This is a genomic window from Proteiniphilum acetatigenes DSM 18083, assembly GCF_000380985.1.
Taxonomy (GTDB): domain Bacteria; phylum Bacteroidota; class Bacteroidia; order Bacteroidales; family Dysgonomonadaceae; genus Proteiniphilum; species Proteiniphilum acetatigenes.
The window spans coordinates 25,562-41,235 of the sequence record NZ_KB905701.1 but is presented as its reverse complement, the minus strand read 5'-3'; the positions used below and the strand labels follow the sequence as shown (position 1 = coordinate 41,235).

Genomic DNA, 15,674 nt, shown 5'->3' with positions numbered 1-15,674 from the left:
TAATTGACAATTGACAATTAGTAACTGGTAATTGGTAATTGGTAATTGGTAATTTAGAAATATGACACTGGAAATTCTTACACCCGAATCTGTTTTTTATAGAGGTGATGCAGACTCCGTCACCCTACCAGGTACGTTAGGATCATTCCAGATACTGAACAACCATGCTCCTATTATTTCATCGTTGACAAAAGGAGTACTTTCCTTCACGGTAAACGGTGAGATCCGGCAGATCGAAGTTTCAGACGGGGTAATGGAAATGCACAACAATAAAGTAACGGTTTGTATTGATGAAATTCATTGAGAATGAAAAAACTCACAACATATTTTCTTATCGTTCATACAATCATGCTACTCATCACGGGATTCGGCTTTTGGTTTATCCTGAATAAGTTCTTTCCGGAAACGATGGTTGACTATTACTTCATTGTTCCTCTCTTTTTCTACCTGATGGGACTTATTTTCATTTTTCAGTTCAAACGCACTCCCGTCAACGAACCCAAAAAGATGGTCAACTTCTATATGCTTATGCGCATGATCAAGATATTCATGTCGGTAATCATCATTCTCATATATTGGTTCTTAGATAAACCCCATATTCGTAATTTCGCAATTATTTTTGTCATTTTCTATCTCATCAACCTGATTTGGGAAACATATATCTATATGAGAATGGAACTCTATTTTAAATATAAGGATAAACAGCAAAAAAACTCCCGAAAGGATATTGAGTTATGATGAAACGAGCATTATATATATCAGGTCTGTCACTGATTCTTTTTCTTATGGTTTCTCCGGTGTGGTCAGCAACTCAGGATGACACAAAGGAGGAACTGAATGCAAAAGAGTTTATCACGGAACATTTGGCCGACTCTTATGAATGGCAGATTGTGAGTGACGGCACTAAGCACATCGCGATTCCTCTTCCGGTAATATTACATAGTAAATCCACCGGATGGCATATATTTCCATCTTCACATTTTCATCACGGAGCAAACTCTTATAAAGGATTTAAGATTGCATCCGAAGGAGAATACAAGGGGAAGATCGTAGAAACGGATGTCAAAGGAAATATCTCCCGCCCGCTCGATCTCTCACTCACCAAAAATGCCGCCTCACTGCTGTTTGCTTCTCTGCTGATCATACTGATAATTATGGGGGTGGCCCGCTCAATGAAGCGAGACCCGATGAAACCCAGGAAAGGTTTCACGGGATTGATCGAGATGCTCGTCCTGTCTATCAATGATGAGGTGATAAAACCTTCTATCGGCAAAGATTATCAAAGATATGCTCCCTATCTGCTTACCGTCTTTTTCTTTATTTTCACAAATAATCTGTTGGGATTAATTCCTGTTTTTCCGGGAGGCGCGAATGTGACGGGAAACATAGCTGTAACACTGATACTTGCTGTTGCTACATTCCTGATAGTCAACCTGACCGGAACTAAAGAATATTACAAGGAGATCTTATGGCCCGATGTACCTACCTGGCTTAAGGTGCCCATCCCTTTAATGCCGATAGTGGAGATTGTGGGAACGCTCACCAAGCCTTTTGCATTAATGATCCGTCTTTTTGCAAATATGATGGCCGGACACTCCATCGTATTAGGACTGACGATGCTTATTTTCATCACGGCAAGCATGGGGATGGCCATCAACACCTCCATGACCGTCCTATCGGTTATCTTCACCGTCTTTATCGATCTGGTGGAGTTATTTATCGCTTATATCCAGGCATATGTCTTCACGTTGCTTTCGGCTGTTTTCATTGGCCTGGCACGAATAGAATCCTATTTCGAAAAGAAGAAAGCGGTTGAAACAGAGAAGGTCGCATAAGTTTCGGCATCAGCGGTAAAATGTTTGTTATTTAGAAACAAAGTGATGTTAAATAATTCGAAATACAACGATTTTCCACAAATAGTTTCATTAACTTTGCCGGGGTCGATTCCTGTTTTGTGAACCGGGCAGGAAGTTATTCAACGGTGATAAGGTTATTTTTCAGATAAATAAGTTATTCATGGTGAAGCGAATTATTATATATTTGTTTTGTCTTTCCATTACTTTGCAGTCGATGCTCGGACAGTTCCTGTTGTTGGATCATACGACAGGTCCTTTTGGAGTGTTGACTTCGGGTATCTCCCTTTTCTCAGATAGAACCGAAACCGGTCAAGGCCATGTAATGGAGGTGTCGGAAAGGGATCTACAAGATACCCATGAAAATCAAGCTCCGGAAGATGATAATACAGGCAATTTGAAATTTGTACGTGATTCGGTTATGGAGCATCTTTTTTCTCCTTCCAATTGTCCGAATGAAACAACCCATATTTTCACAACTTTCTCTTTTCTCTATATAAAGAATAACATCGATTTAATTGTTATTGAAGAAAAGATCAGTAATTTTGTACACTTTTATGCATCTTTTTTTAGAAATATCCAAATAGGACTTCCCATTGCAAAGATCATATATCCTTTCCACAACTTCTACTAAAATCACCGGAAAACATTTTAAGGATGGGCGTTGTTACTAATAAGATCACAGCCGGTTCTTAGTTCATTATTTTTTTCATATAAAGACTTTTCTTTCTTTACTTACTATCGCTCTGCCATAAAACGTATATAACTATGTGCAGAAGGGTTAGCAAGTAATACATAAATAGTTTTCCGCCATACATGAGGTTGGGGTATGCTGTGCTGGCCGTTTCTTTACACAGATGCAGTTACTCTTCAAAATTTAATCATCATTTAATTAAAAAAAGTATAATATGGTACTACTTACAGTTTTATTACAGACAGCCGGCACGCTGCTACAGGTAAGCGCCGATGGTTTAGGATCTTTAGGGGCAGCCATAGGTATAGGCCTTGCTGCAATCGGAGCCGGATACGGAATCGGGAAGATCGGCGCATCCGCCATGGAAGGGATTTCCCGTCAGCCGGAGTCGACCTCCGATATCAGGATGAACATGATCATTGCGGCGGCACTTATCGAAGGGGTAGCACTGTTTGCTGTGGTCGTCTGTGGTTTTATTCTCTAACCAATATGATAAGATATGTCATTACTTACGCCTGAACCCGGCCTCCTGTTCTGGATGCTGATTTCTTTCGGCATCACTGTGTTTGTGCTGGCAAAATTCGGATTTCCCGCGATACTGAAATCGGTTGAAAAGCGGAAAAACTATATCGAAGAATCGCTCCTCGCTGCCCGTAAAGCGCACGAGGAGCTGGCCGGCATCAAGGAGACCGGTGAAGCCATATTGGCACAGGCCCGAAAAGAACAGGCGGATATCCTGAAGGAAGCTGCTCTGAAACGGGAAATGATGATGGAAAAGGCCCGTGAAGAGGCCCGCCTGGAATCGGAGAAACTGGTCGCTTCGGCCCGCAGGCAGATCGGTGCGGAAAAAGAGGAAGCCCTCCGTTCAATCCGGAATGAGGCTGCCACACTATCATTGACCCTTGCCGAAAGGATATTACGGGAAAAACTGGGAACTGAACAGGAACAGAAGAAGATGATCGACCGCCTGTTCAACGAAATGGATATCTCAAAATCGTAAACAGTGTATGAACACCGGACTCATTTCTTCACGTTATGCGGATTCTTTGCTGCAATATGCCGTCAGCCTGGGACAACAGGAAGAGGTATATGACAAGATGAAACTGCTTTCGGAGATGTTCATGAAAATGCCCCGACTGCGCAGTGCCATCATAAACCCATCCCTGCCAGGTCGGGAGAAGAAGAAAATTCTCGTGACAGCTTGTGGTGGCGGTATGCCGTCGTCACTCTCCAAGATGATCGACCTTATCCTGAAGAACGAAAGGGAAGAGGCTCTTCAGTACATCGCCCTTCGCTTCATCGACCTTTACAGGGAGAAGTTTGATATCCAGAGCGGCAGGCTGGTCACCGCCATCTCTATCGACCACGAAACGGAACAACAACTTGTTACCCGGATACAAAAAATGGTGAAAACGAATGTAGAAATGGAATCTGTGACCGATCCCGGGATTATTGGCGGTTTCATACTCACTTTAGGGGATTTCAGGTGGGATGCAAGTATATCGGGTGAACTGGCCCGTATAAGGAATAAGTTCCGGAAAGGGCTACTGTAATTTTTCACTTCATTCATTTTCAACTTTCAACTTTCAATTTTCAATTTAACATACATGTCCAATAATAATATCAGGGTAAGCGAGGTCTCCGAGGTGCTACTGATGCAACTCGAAGGAATCGACACCGGCATTCAATTCAATGAGACAGGTACGATTATCACTGTGAGTGATGGCGTCGTACGGATTTTCGGCCTACGCAATGCAGAAGCGAACGAGTTGTTGGAATTCGATAACGGCATGCGGGCCATCGTGATGAACCTTGAGGAAGACAATGTAGGAGCCATTCTGTTGGGTAGCTCCAGTGAGATCAAAGAAGGATTTACCGTGAAGCGTACCGGACGGGTAGCTTCCATCTTTGCCGGGGAAGGTATGCTCGGTCGTGTGATCTCTCCTACCGGCGAACCGGTCGACGGCAAAGGCCCGCTGATAGGTGAACTGATAGAGATGCCCATGGAGCGGAAAGCGCCCGGGGTAGTTTTCCGCCAGCCTGTCAATACTCCGTTACAGACCGGGCTGAAGGCAGTCGATGCCATGATTCCCATTGGGCGGGGCCAGCGTGAACTGATCATCGGTGACCGGCAGACCGGCAAGACCAGTATCGCCATCGATACCATCCTCAACCAGCGGGAGAATTTCGAGAACGGCGATCCGGTCTATTGTATCTATGTGGCAGTAGGTCAAAAAGGCTCTTCGGTGGCTTCTATTGTAAAGACATTCACCGACGGAGGTGCCATGGATTACACCGTGGTGGTCTCCTCCAGTGGGTCTGATCCCGCCGCCATGCGGTATATCGCTCCCTTTGCCGGTGCTGCCATAGGTGAATATTTCCGCGATACGGGCAGGCATGCACTGGTGGTTTATGACGACCTCTCCAAACAGGCGGTAGCTTACCGGGAGGTGTCGTTAATCCTGCGCCGCCCCTCGGGGCGTGAAGCCTATCCCGGTGATATCTTCTACCTTCACTCCCGCCTGTTGGAAAGAGCGGCAAACATCATTTCCCAGCAGGATGTAGCAGTCCGGATGAACGATCTTCCTCCCAGCCTCGAAGGAAAAGTCAAAGGCGGCGGTTCTCTTACCGCCCTGCCGATTATCGAAACACAGGCGGGCGACGTGTCGGCCTATATCCCTACCAATGTCATCTCCATTACCGACGGCCAGATATTTCTGGAAGCCGATCTCTACCACAGGGGGATCCGTCCCGCCATCAACGTGGGTATCTCGGTCTCACGTGTCGGCGGTAACGCTCAGATCAAGGCGATGAAGAAAGTAGCCGGTACGCTGAAGATAGATCAGGCACAGTATCAGGAACTGGCAGCCTTTACCAAATTCGGTGGTGATATGGATGCCGTAACGGCCATGACCATTGATAAGGGACAAAAAAATGAACAGTTGCTTGTTCAGCCTGTGCACAGTCCCATGACTGTAGAGCAACAGATTGCCATCCTCTACTGCGGTACCCACGGACTACTCAAAGATATTCCTCTCGAGAAAGTGGCGAAATTCGAAAAAGAGTTTCTCGCTACGCTGGAGGCAAGCCATCGACACGATGTACTCGATCCGTTGAAAGAAGGTAAAATAAATGATGAGATCGGTAAAATTATTGAAGAAGTAGCGGCAGATACCATAAAAATAATAAATTCCTGAAACGATGGCACAGTTGAAAGAGATAAAAAGCCGGATACAGTCGGTGCGATCCACACAAAAGATCACATCAGCCATGATGATGATCTCTTCTGCCCGGTTGGTGAAGACTCAACGCCTCATCCAGAACCTCTATCCCTATGAGCAGACTCTGTACCGGATGTTACAGTTGCTTGCAGACCAGGAAGAGAGTATCGATTCTCCTTTCCTGCAAACACGTACCGTCAAACGGGTCGCTATCGTGGCATTTTCCTCCAATACCGGATTGGCCGGCAGGTTCAACGACGATATTGCTGAAAAACTGAAAAGAATAGTGGCAAACTATATGCCGCTGGGAAAAGAAAATATTCTTCTTTATCCTATTGGGGAGAAAGTGGCAAAAGCGGTACGGAATATGGGGTTCAAACTACAAGGAGATTATAATGCGATCAGTGAAAGTCCCCTTTATTATAATGCGCAACAAATTGCCGAAAAACTGATGGAGATGTATCAGAAAGGGGAGATAGACCATGTAGAGTTGATCTATCATCACTTCCTCACTAAAGGTTCGCAAGTGATAATCAACGAACCGCTTCTCCCTATCGAACCGAAAATACCCGATGGAGAAAAATTTGCTCCAAGCTATATAGTGGAACCGGACAGGAAAACTATTCTCACGCAACTTATTCCTAAGATACTGAAAGTAAAATTCTATACTGCACATCTCGATTCGGTCACTTCGGAGCACGCCGCCCGTATGACGGCCATGCGCATAGCTACCGACAATGCGGATGATCTCAGTGAAGAACTTACGCTGGAATACAACAAATTGCGACAACAATCCATCACCAACGAACTACTCGATCTGGTCGGCGGTTCATTCGACAGCCATTAAACTATCGCTACAGAATTGTTTTATTGATACTGTCGATATAGCTGAGCAATTCTTCCCTGCCCTGCCCTTTCTCGGATGAAGTAACAAAGACAGGCGGCAGTTCTTCCCAGGTCTCCAGCAGTTTTTCTTTGTAGGCATCGATATTTAACTGTAACCGGCCGGAACCTAATTTATCGGCTTTGGTAAAGACGATGGCAAACGGAACACCATTCTCACCCAGCCACTCCATAAACTCCAGGTCTATCTTCTGCGCCTCATGGCGCGAATCCACCAGCACAAACAGGTTGGTCATCGCTTCCCGTTCCAGGACATAATCCTCGATGATCTTACGGAGTTTATCCCGACCCTCTTTCCCGCGGCGTGCATAGCCATATCCCGGCAAGTCCACCAGATACCATTCGTCATTGATCAGAAAATGGTTGATAAGCATCGTCTTCCCCGGCGTGGAAGAGGTCATGGCCAACCCTTTCCGGTTAGTCAGCATATTGATAAGCGACGATTTCCCCACATTCGACCGGCCAATAAACGCATACTCCGGTTTCCCATCCTGCGGGCACTTCCGGTAGTCGCTGTTACTTATCACGAATTCTGCTTTTTTTATGATCATAATTTTTCAAATTTCAGATTTCAAATTCAAGATTCAAGATTTGACTAACGTCGATTTTCAACTCAGAGTTCTAACTTCTTATTTCTCCCCAGCCTCCCCCTTTCCCAATCTCCCCAGTCACCTCGTCTCCTTTTCCACTATCGTACGAAGCACATTATCATTCTTACCACTGAGTGCCCAGAGTCCTATTCCGGTGAACAGACCGTTCATCAGCAGCAGTTCATATCCTACCCGGTAACCGAATAGCTGTTGCATCACTATTTCAATAATAAAACAGAGTACGGGTGCGGCAATAGCCACGTAGGGTACCCATTTATCCGTCGGCTTCACTTTACTGTAAAGCCCGAAGACATAAAGGCCCAGCAACGGCCCGTAAGTGTAAGAAGCCAACTTGTAGATAGCGGTGATGATACTGTCCGATCCAATCGCTTCAATCAGCAGGATAATCAGCACAAATGCTGCGCTGACTCCCATATGCACCATCCTCCTGGTACGGATATCCTTCTGTTCCTGTGCTTTTGTCTGAGAAACTGCTTTCATATTCAGAATATCCACACAAAATGAAGTCGTCAGCGCCGTCAAGGCAGAGTCTGCACTCGAAAAGGCTGCCGCAACAATTCCCACAATAAAAATTCCCAACACCGTCTGTCCAAGGTATTCGCTTGCAATTACGGGTAGGATATTGTCGGATATTTCCGGTAATATAACACCATTCTGTTCTGCAAAGGCAATCAGCAATACTCCCAGGGAGAGAAAGAGAAAGTTAATGGGAGCAAACGCCAACCCGTAGGATACCACATTCTTTTGTGCATCCTTCAGTGTACGGATTGTCAGGTTCTTCTGCATCTGGTCCTGATCCAGCCCCGTCATCACAATCGTGATAAACATTCCGCTAAAGAACTGCTTGAAGAAATTTTGTGTACTTGCCCAGTCGTCAAAGACAAAAATGCGGGAATGCGAACTGTTTGCAATTGTCGTCACTACCCCGCCAAAATCCAGATTCAATCGCATGGCTACCTGCCACACAATCAATACGAGCGCAGTGATAAACAGGATCGTCTGCAGCCAGTCTGTCCAGATAATCGTCTTGATGCCACTCTTGTGGCTGTAGAGCCAGATCACCAAAATAATCCCCATCACCGTCACTACGAAAGGTACCCCCCAGGTATCGAATACCAGTGTTTGCAGGATAAAAGCCACCAGATAGAGCCGTGCTGCCGCACCCACGATTTTCGAGATCAGGAAAAACCAGGCACCCGTTTTATAGGATTTCGGTCCGTACCGCTGATCCAGATAACCATAAATAGTGGTCAGGTTCAGGCGGTAGTAGAGAGGTAAGAGTATATAAGCAATCACCAGGTAGCCAAAGAAAAAGCCAAACACCATCTGCATGTAGGTCATATCGAGGTTTCGCACCATTCCCGGGACGGAAACGAATGTTACCCCTGAGATAGATGTGCCGACCATTGCTACAGCCACGACATACCATTTGGATGATTTATTGGCACGAAAAAAAGTATCGTTACCCGAACCTTTTCGACTGGTAAGATAGGAAATCAGCATCAACAGGCCAAAATAGACAACAATTACGATCAGGATAAAAGTAGATTGCATAACAAGTGTGTGTTTTGGGTGCAAATATAGTGAAAGCCGAGAGACAAACCAAACTTGTTTGAGTATGTCCGAGGTACATCCTATATTATGGAAATGTAAAAAAACAAAGCGCGAAGAGGCAAATAAAAAGGGTTAAAACAAAATAGGACATCGGTTGTTAATTATATATTACGGCCTGCGGTTCATCGAAAGAAAAGATGAGTTGTGAGTTGAATGACAGACGACAGGCGGAAGACGAAATAAAAAACGCAAGAAATAGTATGCCAAAAGAAAAGATATGCCTCATTATCAACCCTATTTCGGGTACAGAATCCAAGAAAAACATTCCTGAGGAAGTGGCGGCTGCATTTGATCAGCGAAAATATGATATCTTTATCCGCATCACCGGTTATCCCGATCATGCCACGGAGATAGCCCACAAAGCAGCAAAGAAGAATTACAAATACGTACTTGTGGCCGGTGGGGACGGCACGGTAAACGAAGTAGCCAAGTCGCTGGTGCATACCAATACCACGCTGGGTATCATTCCATCCGGTTCGGGAAACGGACTGGCCAGGGAACTGGGTATTCCCCTGGATACGGAAAAAGCCATTGACATCATCCTTCGGGCACATATACGCACCATCGATTACGGCGTAGCCAACGGACACATTTTTTTCTGCACCTGCGGTTTTGGCTTTGATGCTTTTATCAGCGACCGGTTTGCCGAAAGTAAAAAACGGGGCCCACTGGGTTATGTACGCAATATTCTGGAGAGTGTGGTCGATTTCCGCTCGGAAAAGTATGAGATTACCACCGACCACGGAACCATTACCGAGCGCGCTTTCATCCTCACCTGTGCTAACGCGTCGCAGTATGGCAACGACGCGCATATCGCACCAGGTGCCAGTATGGATGACGGCATGATGAATGTATCCATTCTGAAACCTCTGAATGCCATCGAAATACCTCAAACTACCCTTCAGCTCTTTACCAATAATATCGATAAGAACAGTAAGATGACCTCGTTAGTCACCCGCAATCTGCTGATCAAACGTTCCCGTGCCGGAGTGATGCACGTGGACGGAGAACCGGTGAGTACAGGTAACGAAATCAAGGTAGAAACTATCCATAAAGGGCTGAAAGTGCTTGCCCCGGAAAACAGCACGCACGAAAAAAAACGGAAAGAGAGTGAAAATATCTTCAACTCTCTTACCCGCTGGTTTAATTAGACTTTTATAGTAGCACTATTGCAACTAAATCATCGTCTGACGATATTTTGCGACCCATCTTAACTCTCATTTGCTAAAAGAGTAGAACTCGCTTCGCTTCGGACAGCTACTCTTTTCACGCTTCTTGCGAGTTATGGGTACCCCGCAAAATATCTAAAGGTCTCCGCTTTAGTTGCAATCAAACAATTATTTCTTCTTCCAGATTGTAACCTGCAACGTCCGGTTTTCCATCAAACGCGACGATCTTTTTATCGTCCTCTTGATCTCCTGTGGATCGGATATGAGCTCGAACTGTGGTGCCAACGTCGCTTTTATACCATCGAGAGATGTCACCGGTTCACCATCCTTCTTAAACCCACCCGGCCATTTATCCCTCGGTGTCCTGGCCGTATCCCACTCGTAGTCCGACGCCAATATTAAATAACCATTGTCGTTCAATCGTTCGTGAATGTGCGACAGGAAAAGCAGTGGATCGCTTAACTCTTCCAGCAATGCAGGGACAATAATCAGATCGTATCCCGAGTAGTTAGGTTTCAGATTCATTGCGTCAGCCTGCATAAACAGAATATTTACCTTTGCTTCCGACAGATCAAAATCAGCCAGCACAATATCGCGGTAGAATACCAGTTCACCCTCGTCTTTTGTCGTATAGCGCACATAACCCTGCTCCTGCAGTTGGATGGGAATCCTTATCATTCGGGCGGTAAAGTCGAGTGCCATCACATCTTTATACTTCCGCGCCAGTTCAAAGGCAAGTCGTCCCGTGTCGGCATTCAGATCCAGAATACGTGCTGTGGCATTACCTTTTAGCAAGTCATCCGCCAGTTCTGCCAGCCGGATAGTGAATACAGGGTTATTACCCCAGGCATCACCCCAGCTGTTCTCGCAGGAGAGCGTCACTTCCTCATCTGTTTCATAATCCGCCTGCTGTATCACCAGCGGCCTGTCTGATTCCACATACCTGAATCCGGCATGTTGATAGAAATGCCGCCTGAAAGCGTATCGCGAGTGAATTGTCGCTTCGTTGCCGGTCGATATCCAGGAACCTCCCTTGATGAGATTATGCTTTCCGTCGAAGGTCGGCGTAGAGAAATCGTCATACATCGGATGCACTTTAAAGCCGGGAAAACCTGTGATAGGCGTCTCGGTCCACTGCCACACATTCCCGATTACATCAAAGAAATCTCCCTGTTCGAACATATCCACAGGAGACGGCGATGTGAAATATTCCAGATTAATATTGCCCGGTGCCTGCTCCCACTCCGTCACCTCCGTCAGGCCTGCTGCCTTATGCAGACGGTACCATTCCGCTTCAGTGGGCAATCTGAAGTTACGTCCCGTCTTCGCACTCTTCCAGTTACAGAAGGCTTTTGCTTCCAGATAGTTCACCTCCACCGGCCAGTTCCACGGCATGGGTATCTCTTCGGCTACCAATCTCAACTGGTAGCCATCTTCATCTTTCCTCCAGAAGAGCGGCATCTGTGCCTGTGTATAGTTACGCCAGTTCCATCCCTCTTCTGTCCAGTAGTTCTCTGTTTCGTATCCTTTATCTTCTATGAATTCCAGAAATTCCTTATTGGAAACCAGGTATTTCGACACAGAGAAATCAGCTACCTCTTCCTCATAGGCGCCGTATTCATTATCCCAACCATAAAGCGGATAATCTGCGGGCTTTCCTAATTTCATCGTAGCACCTGCCACAGGTATCAATTCGTTTTCCGGCGCCTCACCGCTCACACTGCATCGTTCGCCGAATCGACCCTTTGCCACCTGATTCAATGGCAACTGGCGGATCAATACCGACGAAGTCTCTAAGTGAATCCGTTCATGTTCAATCCCCATCATCACAATCCAGAAAGGACTCTCCCAATCGATCGGTAATTCAAGCGGAGTATTGTCAATCACATTCAGGATCAACTCTTTCGCCTTATCGCGGTAAACCCGCACCTCCGACACCGGCGGCCAGTCGTAATGGTTGTTATCCAGATCGTCCCAACTCATTTCATCTACCCCAATGGCGAAGGTCGACTCAAATTTAGGATTGATGCGCCGGTCGATGATCTTTGCCAGATATAGCTTATTGATAAAAAAGACAGCCGTATGCCCCAGATAAAAGAGAATGATATGGCGTAACGGATCACCACGCATATAAAACACATCATCTGACTTCAACTGTGTATATAGTAACTCGTCAATTGCCCAGGTCTTCAGAAAATAATCCCGGATCTCCTGCCGTTTTTCTTCCGGCGAACCGGATCGCAAATCAATTGTTTTAGTAATTAATTCTTTCATATTTTTTTAATTTCACAATTTAGCTCCGCTGATGTTGGCTCCGCCGAACGTTGTTTCAATTCAAGATTTAATGATTTGGGATCTCGGATTTGGGAATTATCCATTTTCAACTTTCCATATCCATTTTTAATTGTCAATTGTCAATTATCAATTGTCAATTATCTTAACCGCCAAATAGACTTTCTTCATTTCAAATTCCTCTCCCCCGGTACTTAATTTCCTCTGTGAAATTCCGGCAACAGGTACGAATCCCAACTTTTTGTAAAGTTCCAATGCGGGCTTATTCTTTTCCCACACCCGGATCACAGCATAGGAATAATTCTCCGACGCCTTTTGCAGGTAGTTATTCAGCATCTGCGATGCAATCCCCCTACCCCGGTAATCCGCATGTACCATTACCTCTGAGATATAAACCGCTTGACCGACCGGAATATCGGGACACCCATCGGCAGGGAAATCCGGATCTCTCTTCAAAGGAAAAGCTGCGAGCAATCCCACAAGCCGGTCGCCGACAAACGCCATACAACCCGCTCCGTCCTGCAATATATTATCCAGGGTAACCTCTACGGTTTCCGGAGCGATAAACTGGGCATACTCACCTGTAGTAAAAGCATGCAGGTAAAGCTCTATCAGCTTGCTTCTGAACTCGGAATAATTGAGTGTATCCAATCGACAAATTCTGACCGCCTCTTTCACATCTTCCATTTTTCCTTCATACGGATAATCCCACGATCAACATCGCAGGGAACGTTTTCGTTAAGCTAAAATAACGCATAAGCGAGGGCAGTGTCAAGCTCGCTTGAACATTGCCGAGCGAGAGTTATTTATTTAAATGAATAGAGGCCGAACTTGTTCGGGCTATATCATAGCGAGAAAACGCCTAATGTAATTGAACTTTATTATTCAACAAATTAAAATAAGGGATGTTCAAAAATTGGCGGCACTTTCCCACCTTCCCACTTTTCCACTTTTCTCACCAGCCGCCAACACGGCCGCCACCGCCACCCATACCGGAGAAGCCGCCACCAAATGAACCGCTGCTCCAGTTTCCACCTCCCGATGAAGAAGATTTCGGTGGTGTAGCCGCATGATTCACCGTATTGGAAAGCGTACTGTTGAGTGCATGACCAAAAGCCGCAGGGTTAATGTATGTACCGCCATACCATGCAGGACGGTAAGAGTCAGGTTGCATAGAAGAGGAAAGGAAAGTTTTCTCAAACTTCTCACCCCACACTTTCTCCATATCCAGGGCAATCGCATAAGGGAGCAATTTCTCAAAAACGGCTGGTGTCACTGACGGAGGATTAAAAAACTGCAATCGTTTTTCTTCGGCAAAATCAAGGTACATCTTCAATCCCTCTATCGAAGAGCGATAGTGTAGTTTCCGCTCCCCGGGACGCACGATCAGCCAGGCATATACCGGATATGCAACCACTATCAGAGGGAGTGTTATATAAAGCGCCAGCTTATTCGCCCGGAAACCAATAAGGTCTTCATTCGCGAAATAGAGAAGGATAAACAGATAGGCGATCATCACGAGCCAGGGAACAATATGGAATTTCAGATTGCGTCCCTCTCTTAGGACCGCCCCAAATTGATGATTCAGACTTTTTCGATAGGCCTGCATCATATCTTCAATACTTTTATTATACTTCCCGTCCAGATAGAAATTATCGCGTGAGGAGAACAGGTACTGCATCACCACCTGCTCTTCAGGTGGAAGCGTTGCATCGCTGTTTTTCAATCTAGTAAGCGAATAACATCTATCTTGCCGTATACCGAACAACCCCTTCTTCCTGATCACTTCTTCTATAAAGATATAGCCCTTCACAGAAAGATTTACGATGGAAGTGGTAATAAGATCGTCCAGATACCACCCTTTGTACAGCATCCCCACACTTGCGGGCGAGAGCCCGTCCGGAGGTGTAAATTGTGGAATAATGACCGGCTTGGGCGGATCGATGCCAAATCGGCGCCAGGTATGGATATAGTAGAAGAAAAGTAATATGACAGTAATGATACTGACTACTGCCAGTCCATTTTTATCGAAGAAGGTCAGCTTCCGCGGTTGGACGGACGGGGGTTGCCGCACCGCTCCTTTCATGAATCCGACCGAGAGGGTCAGCATTTCCTGTGGCGGCAAATCGACAACGCTGATAAAGAGCGAACCATCCGCCCTGTTTTCCGCCACACAATTACTTTCAGTAGACCCGTAAGCACCGGTATAACACCGGTAGCTCAGTATTTCTGCCTTTTCCGGCAAATGCACTACAGCACTCACTGAATCGATGGTGCGATCAGATTCACCGTTCACGTTCCAGCTCAGTTCATCATACTCGTCAAAGAAGCCGACCTGTCCCGCTGCTTCATATACAATTTCATAGGAGTAAAATCCGGGCTGTAGCAATACATCTCTTTCACCCACATAAATGGTTATGTCTCCACCTCCGGTCTCGGTAAAAAACCCGACGGGATTGCCATCCTGCCGTACTTCGGTGACCTCATACTCCATCTTTATCCGGTTTCCTTCCCTGTCTCGCCTTGTCAGCGGCAGCGAACGGGTGATACCCCGTTTAAAGATATCTCCCCGGGCGTAGATACGGATATGTTCACGCACAGTGATAACACCCGAACTATCCACGTTGATATCGGAATGGAACGTGTACACCTTTTCCTCCTGTGCTACCAATACAGTAAAGGAAAAGAGCAGCAAAAGAGAGGAGATAAGTGACCGCATCAGAATTGTATCCGGGGAACCTCTTTTTCTGCCTCGTTATCAAGTTCGAAAAAGAGTGATTTGGTAAAATTAAACATACCGGCTATGATATTGCTCGGGAATGAATCGATCACGATATTCTTCTCCCGCACCGTCCCGTTATAATATCGTCTCGATTTCTCGATATCCGACTCAATCACGCTCAACTGATCCTGTAGCTGCAGGAAGTTCTGGTTGGCTTTCAGTTCGGGATATTGTTCTGCGACAGCCAACAGCCGGATCAGCGCGGCATTCAGGTTGTTTTCCGCTGCTTCCTGCGATTTTATATCACCGGCCTGCATAGCGTTTGCACGCGCCTGCGTAACCCGTTCAAAGGTATCTTTCTCGTGGGTAGCATACCCTTTCACTGTTTCCACCAGGTTGGGAATAAGGTCATGCCGTTTCTTCAACTGCACGTTGATACCACTCCATGCCTCCTCCACTATTGTACGCAATTTCACCAGTTTGTTGTAGATAGATACGCCCCAAAGCAGCGCTATGACAACCAGTGCAAGAATAACCAATAAAATTCCCATATCTATACCTTTTAATTGAATTGAAAACGGCATAAAGATACAAT

Annotated in this window: 16 protein-coding genes; 10 read left to right on the top strand and 6 right to left on the bottom strand. The window is 45.8% G+C overall.

Going from position 1 to position 15,674, the window contains the following annotated elements; genetic code table 11:
• Window positions 1-61 precede the first annotated feature (61 nt).
• The 9 genes from F597_RS0114115 to atpG all read left to right on the top strand — a co-directional run bounded on the left by F597_RS0114115 (window position 62) and on the right by atpG (window position 6,615).
• Complete coding sequence (locus F597_RS0114115; RefSeq protein WP_019540406.1) at window positions 62-304, top strand: FoF1 ATP synthase subunit delta/epsilon; 243 nt, start codon at window positions 62-64, stop codon at window positions 302-304.
• A gap of 2 nt (window positions 305-306) precedes the next feature.
• Window positions 307-738, top strand: coding sequence for a hypothetical protein (locus tag F597_RS0114110; RefSeq protein ID WP_044060351.1), 432 nt, complete (start codon window positions 307-309; stop codon window positions 736-738).
• Entirely contained in the window at window positions 738-1,835 is a 1,098-nt protein-coding gene (gene atpB, locus F597_RS0114105; RefSeq protein ID WP_052319828.1) for a F0F1 ATP synthase subunit A, read from the top strand. The genes F597_RS0114110 and atpB overlap by 1 nt, the downstream gene beginning before the upstream one ends.
• A gap of 181 nt (window positions 1,836-2,016) precedes the next feature.
• Complete coding sequence (locus tag F597_RS0114100; protein ID WP_019540403.1) at window positions 2,017-2,487, top strand: hypothetical protein; 471 nt, start codon at window positions 2,017-2,019, stop codon at window positions 2,485-2,487.
• A gap of 274 nt (window positions 2,488-2,761) precedes the next feature.
• Window positions 2,762-3,031, top strand: coding sequence for an ATP synthase F0 subunit C (gene atpE / locus F597_RS0114095; protein ID WP_019540402.1), 270 nt, complete (start codon window positions 2,762-2,764; stop codon window positions 3,029-3,031).
• A gap of 15 nt (window positions 3,032-3,046) precedes the next feature.
• On the top strand, window positions 3,047-3,547 hold the full coding sequence (gene atpF, locus F597_RS0114090; protein ID WP_019540401.1) for a F0F1 ATP synthase subunit B: 501 nt from the start codon (window positions 3,047-3,049) through the stop codon (window positions 3,545-3,547).
• A gap of 7 nt (window positions 3,548-3,554) precedes the next feature.
• Complete coding sequence (locus F597_RS0114085) at window positions 3,555-4,100, top strand: F0F1 ATP synthase subunit delta (protein WP_019540400.1); 546 nt, start codon at window positions 3,555-3,557, stop codon at window positions 4,098-4,100.
• A 54-nt stretch (window positions 4,101-4,154) separates the two neighbouring features.
• Window positions 4,155-5,744, top strand: coding sequence for a F0F1 ATP synthase subunit alpha (gene atpA, locus F597_RS0114080; RefSeq protein WP_026327481.1), 1,590 nt, complete (start codon window positions 4,155-4,157; stop codon window positions 5,742-5,744).
• 4 nt (window positions 5,745-5,748) lie between these two features.
• Window positions 5,749-6,615, top strand: a complete 867-nt coding sequence (gene atpG, locus F597_RS0114075; protein ID WP_019540398.1) for an ATP synthase F1 subunit gamma — start codon at window positions 5,749-5,751, stop codon at window positions 6,613-6,615.
• A gap of 7 nt (window positions 6,616-6,622) precedes the next feature.
• Here the strand turns inward: atpG and yihA are convergent, their stop codons facing one another.
• Window positions 6,623-7,222, bottom strand: coding sequence for a ribosome biogenesis GTP-binding protein YihA/YsxC (gene yihA, locus F597_RS0114070; protein ID WP_019540397.1), 600 nt, complete (start codon window positions 7,220-7,222; stop codon window positions 6,623-6,625).
• A gap of 117 nt (window positions 7,223-7,339) precedes the next feature.
• Complete coding sequence (locus F597_RS0114065; protein WP_019540396.1) at window positions 7,340-8,836, bottom strand: sodium:solute symporter; 1,497 nt, start codon at window positions 8,834-8,836, stop codon at window positions 7,340-7,342.
• A gap of 197 nt (window positions 8,837-9,033) precedes the next feature.
• On the opposite strand from F597_RS0114065, the gene F597_RS0114060 reads away from it, so the two are divergent.
• Window positions 9,034-10,047, top strand: a complete 1,014-nt coding sequence (locus F597_RS0114060) for a diacylglycerol/lipid kinase family protein (protein WP_139224126.1) — start codon at window positions 9,034-9,036, stop codon at window positions 10,045-10,047.
• Between the two features lie 186 nt (window positions 10,048-10,233).
• Here F597_RS0114060 and ovoA read toward each other — a convergent pair whose 3' ends face one another.
• The 4 genes from ovoA to F597_RS0114040 all read right to left on the bottom strand — a co-directional run bounded on the left by ovoA (window position 10,234) and on the right by F597_RS0114040 (window position 15,630).
• A complete protein-coding gene (ovoA, locus tag F597_RS0114055) occupies window positions 10,234-12,339 on the bottom strand; it encodes a 5-histidylcysteine sulfoxide synthase (RefSeq protein WP_019540394.1) in 2,106 nt (701 codons plus the stop codon).
• A 147-nt stretch (window positions 12,340-12,486) separates the two neighbouring features.
• A complete protein-coding gene (locus F597_RS0114050) occupies window positions 12,487-13,044 on the bottom strand; it encodes a GNAT family N-acetyltransferase (protein ID WP_019540393.1) in 558 nt (185 codons plus the stop codon).
• Between the two features lie 268 nt (window positions 13,045-13,312).
• Window positions 13,313-15,076: a DUF2207 domain-containing protein gene (locus tag F597_RS0114045; RefSeq protein WP_019540392.1), complete on the bottom strand. Its 1,764-nt coding sequence runs from the start codon at window positions 15,074-15,076 to the stop codon at window positions 13,313-13,315.
• Window positions 15,076-15,630 (bottom strand): LemA family protein, encoded by a 555-nt coding sequence (locus F597_RS0114040; protein WP_026327480.1) that lies wholly within the window; start codon window positions 15,628-15,630, stop codon window positions 15,076-15,078. The genes F597_RS0114045 and F597_RS0114040 overlap by 1 nt, the downstream gene beginning before the upstream one ends.
• Window positions 15,631-15,674 lie beyond the last annotated feature (44 nt).

What these genes read in the sequence shown, in the direction of transcription:
- F597_RS0114050 (WP_019540393.1), bottom strand. Translation starts at nt 13,044, where the DNA reads ATGGAAGATGTGAAAGAGGCGGTCAGAATTTGTCGATTGGATACACTC.
- F597_RS0114110 (WP_044060351.1), top strand. Translation starts at nt 307, where the DNA reads ATGAAAAAACTCACAACATATTTTCTTATCGTTCATACAATCATGCTA.
- atpE (WP_019540402.1), top strand. Translation starts at nt 2,762, where the DNA reads ATGGTACTACTTACAGTTTTATTACAGACAGCCGGCACGCTGCTACAG.
- atpA (WP_026327481.1), top strand. Translation starts at nt 4,155, where the DNA reads ATGTCCAATAATAATATCAGGGTAAGCGAGGTCTCCGAGGTGCTACTG.
- F597_RS0114040 (WP_026327480.1), bottom strand. Translation starts at nt 15,630, where the DNA reads ATGGGAATTTTATTGGTTATTCTTGCACTGGTTGTCATAGCGCTGCTT.
- F597_RS0114065 (WP_019540396.1), bottom strand. Translation starts at nt 8,836, where the DNA reads ATGCAATCTACTTTTATCCTGATCGTAATTGTTGTCTATTTTGGCCTG.
- F597_RS0114045 (WP_019540392.1), bottom strand. Translation starts at nt 15,076, where the DNA reads ATGCGGTCACTTATCTCCTCTCTTTTGCTGCTCTTTTCCTTTACTGTA.
- F597_RS0114060 (WP_139224126.1), top strand. Translation starts at nt 9,034, where the DNA reads ATGAGTTGTGAGTTGAATGACAGACGACAGGCGGAAGACGAAATAAAA.
- F597_RS0114115 (WP_019540406.1), top strand. Translation starts at nt 62, where the DNA reads ATGACACTGGAAATTCTTACACCCGAATCTGTTTTTTATAGAGGTGAT.
- atpG (WP_019540398.1), top strand. Translation starts at nt 5,749, where the DNA reads ATGGCACAGTTGAAAGAGATAAAAAGCCGGATACAGTCGGTGCGATCC.
- atpF (WP_019540401.1), top strand. Translation starts at nt 3,047, where the DNA reads ATGTCATTACTTACGCCTGAACCCGGCCTCCTGTTCTGGATGCTGATT.
- ovoA (WP_019540394.1), bottom strand. Translation starts at nt 12,339, where the DNA reads ATGAAAGAATTAATTACTAAAACAATTGATTTGCGATCCGGTTCGCCG.
- yihA (WP_019540397.1), bottom strand. Translation starts at nt 7,222, where the DNA reads ATGATCATAAAAAAAGCAGAATTCGTGATAAGTAACAGCGACTACCGG.
- atpB (WP_052319828.1), top strand. Translation starts at nt 738, where the DNA reads ATGAAACGAGCATTATATATATCAGGTCTGTCACTGATTCTTTTTCTT.
- F597_RS0114085 (WP_019540400.1), top strand. Translation starts at nt 3,555, where the DNA reads ATGAACACCGGACTCATTTCTTCACGTTATGCGGATTCTTTGCTGCAA.
- F597_RS0114100 (WP_019540403.1), top strand. Translation starts at nt 2,017, where the DNA reads ATGGTGAAGCGAATTATTATATATTTGTTTTGTCTTTCCATTACTTTG.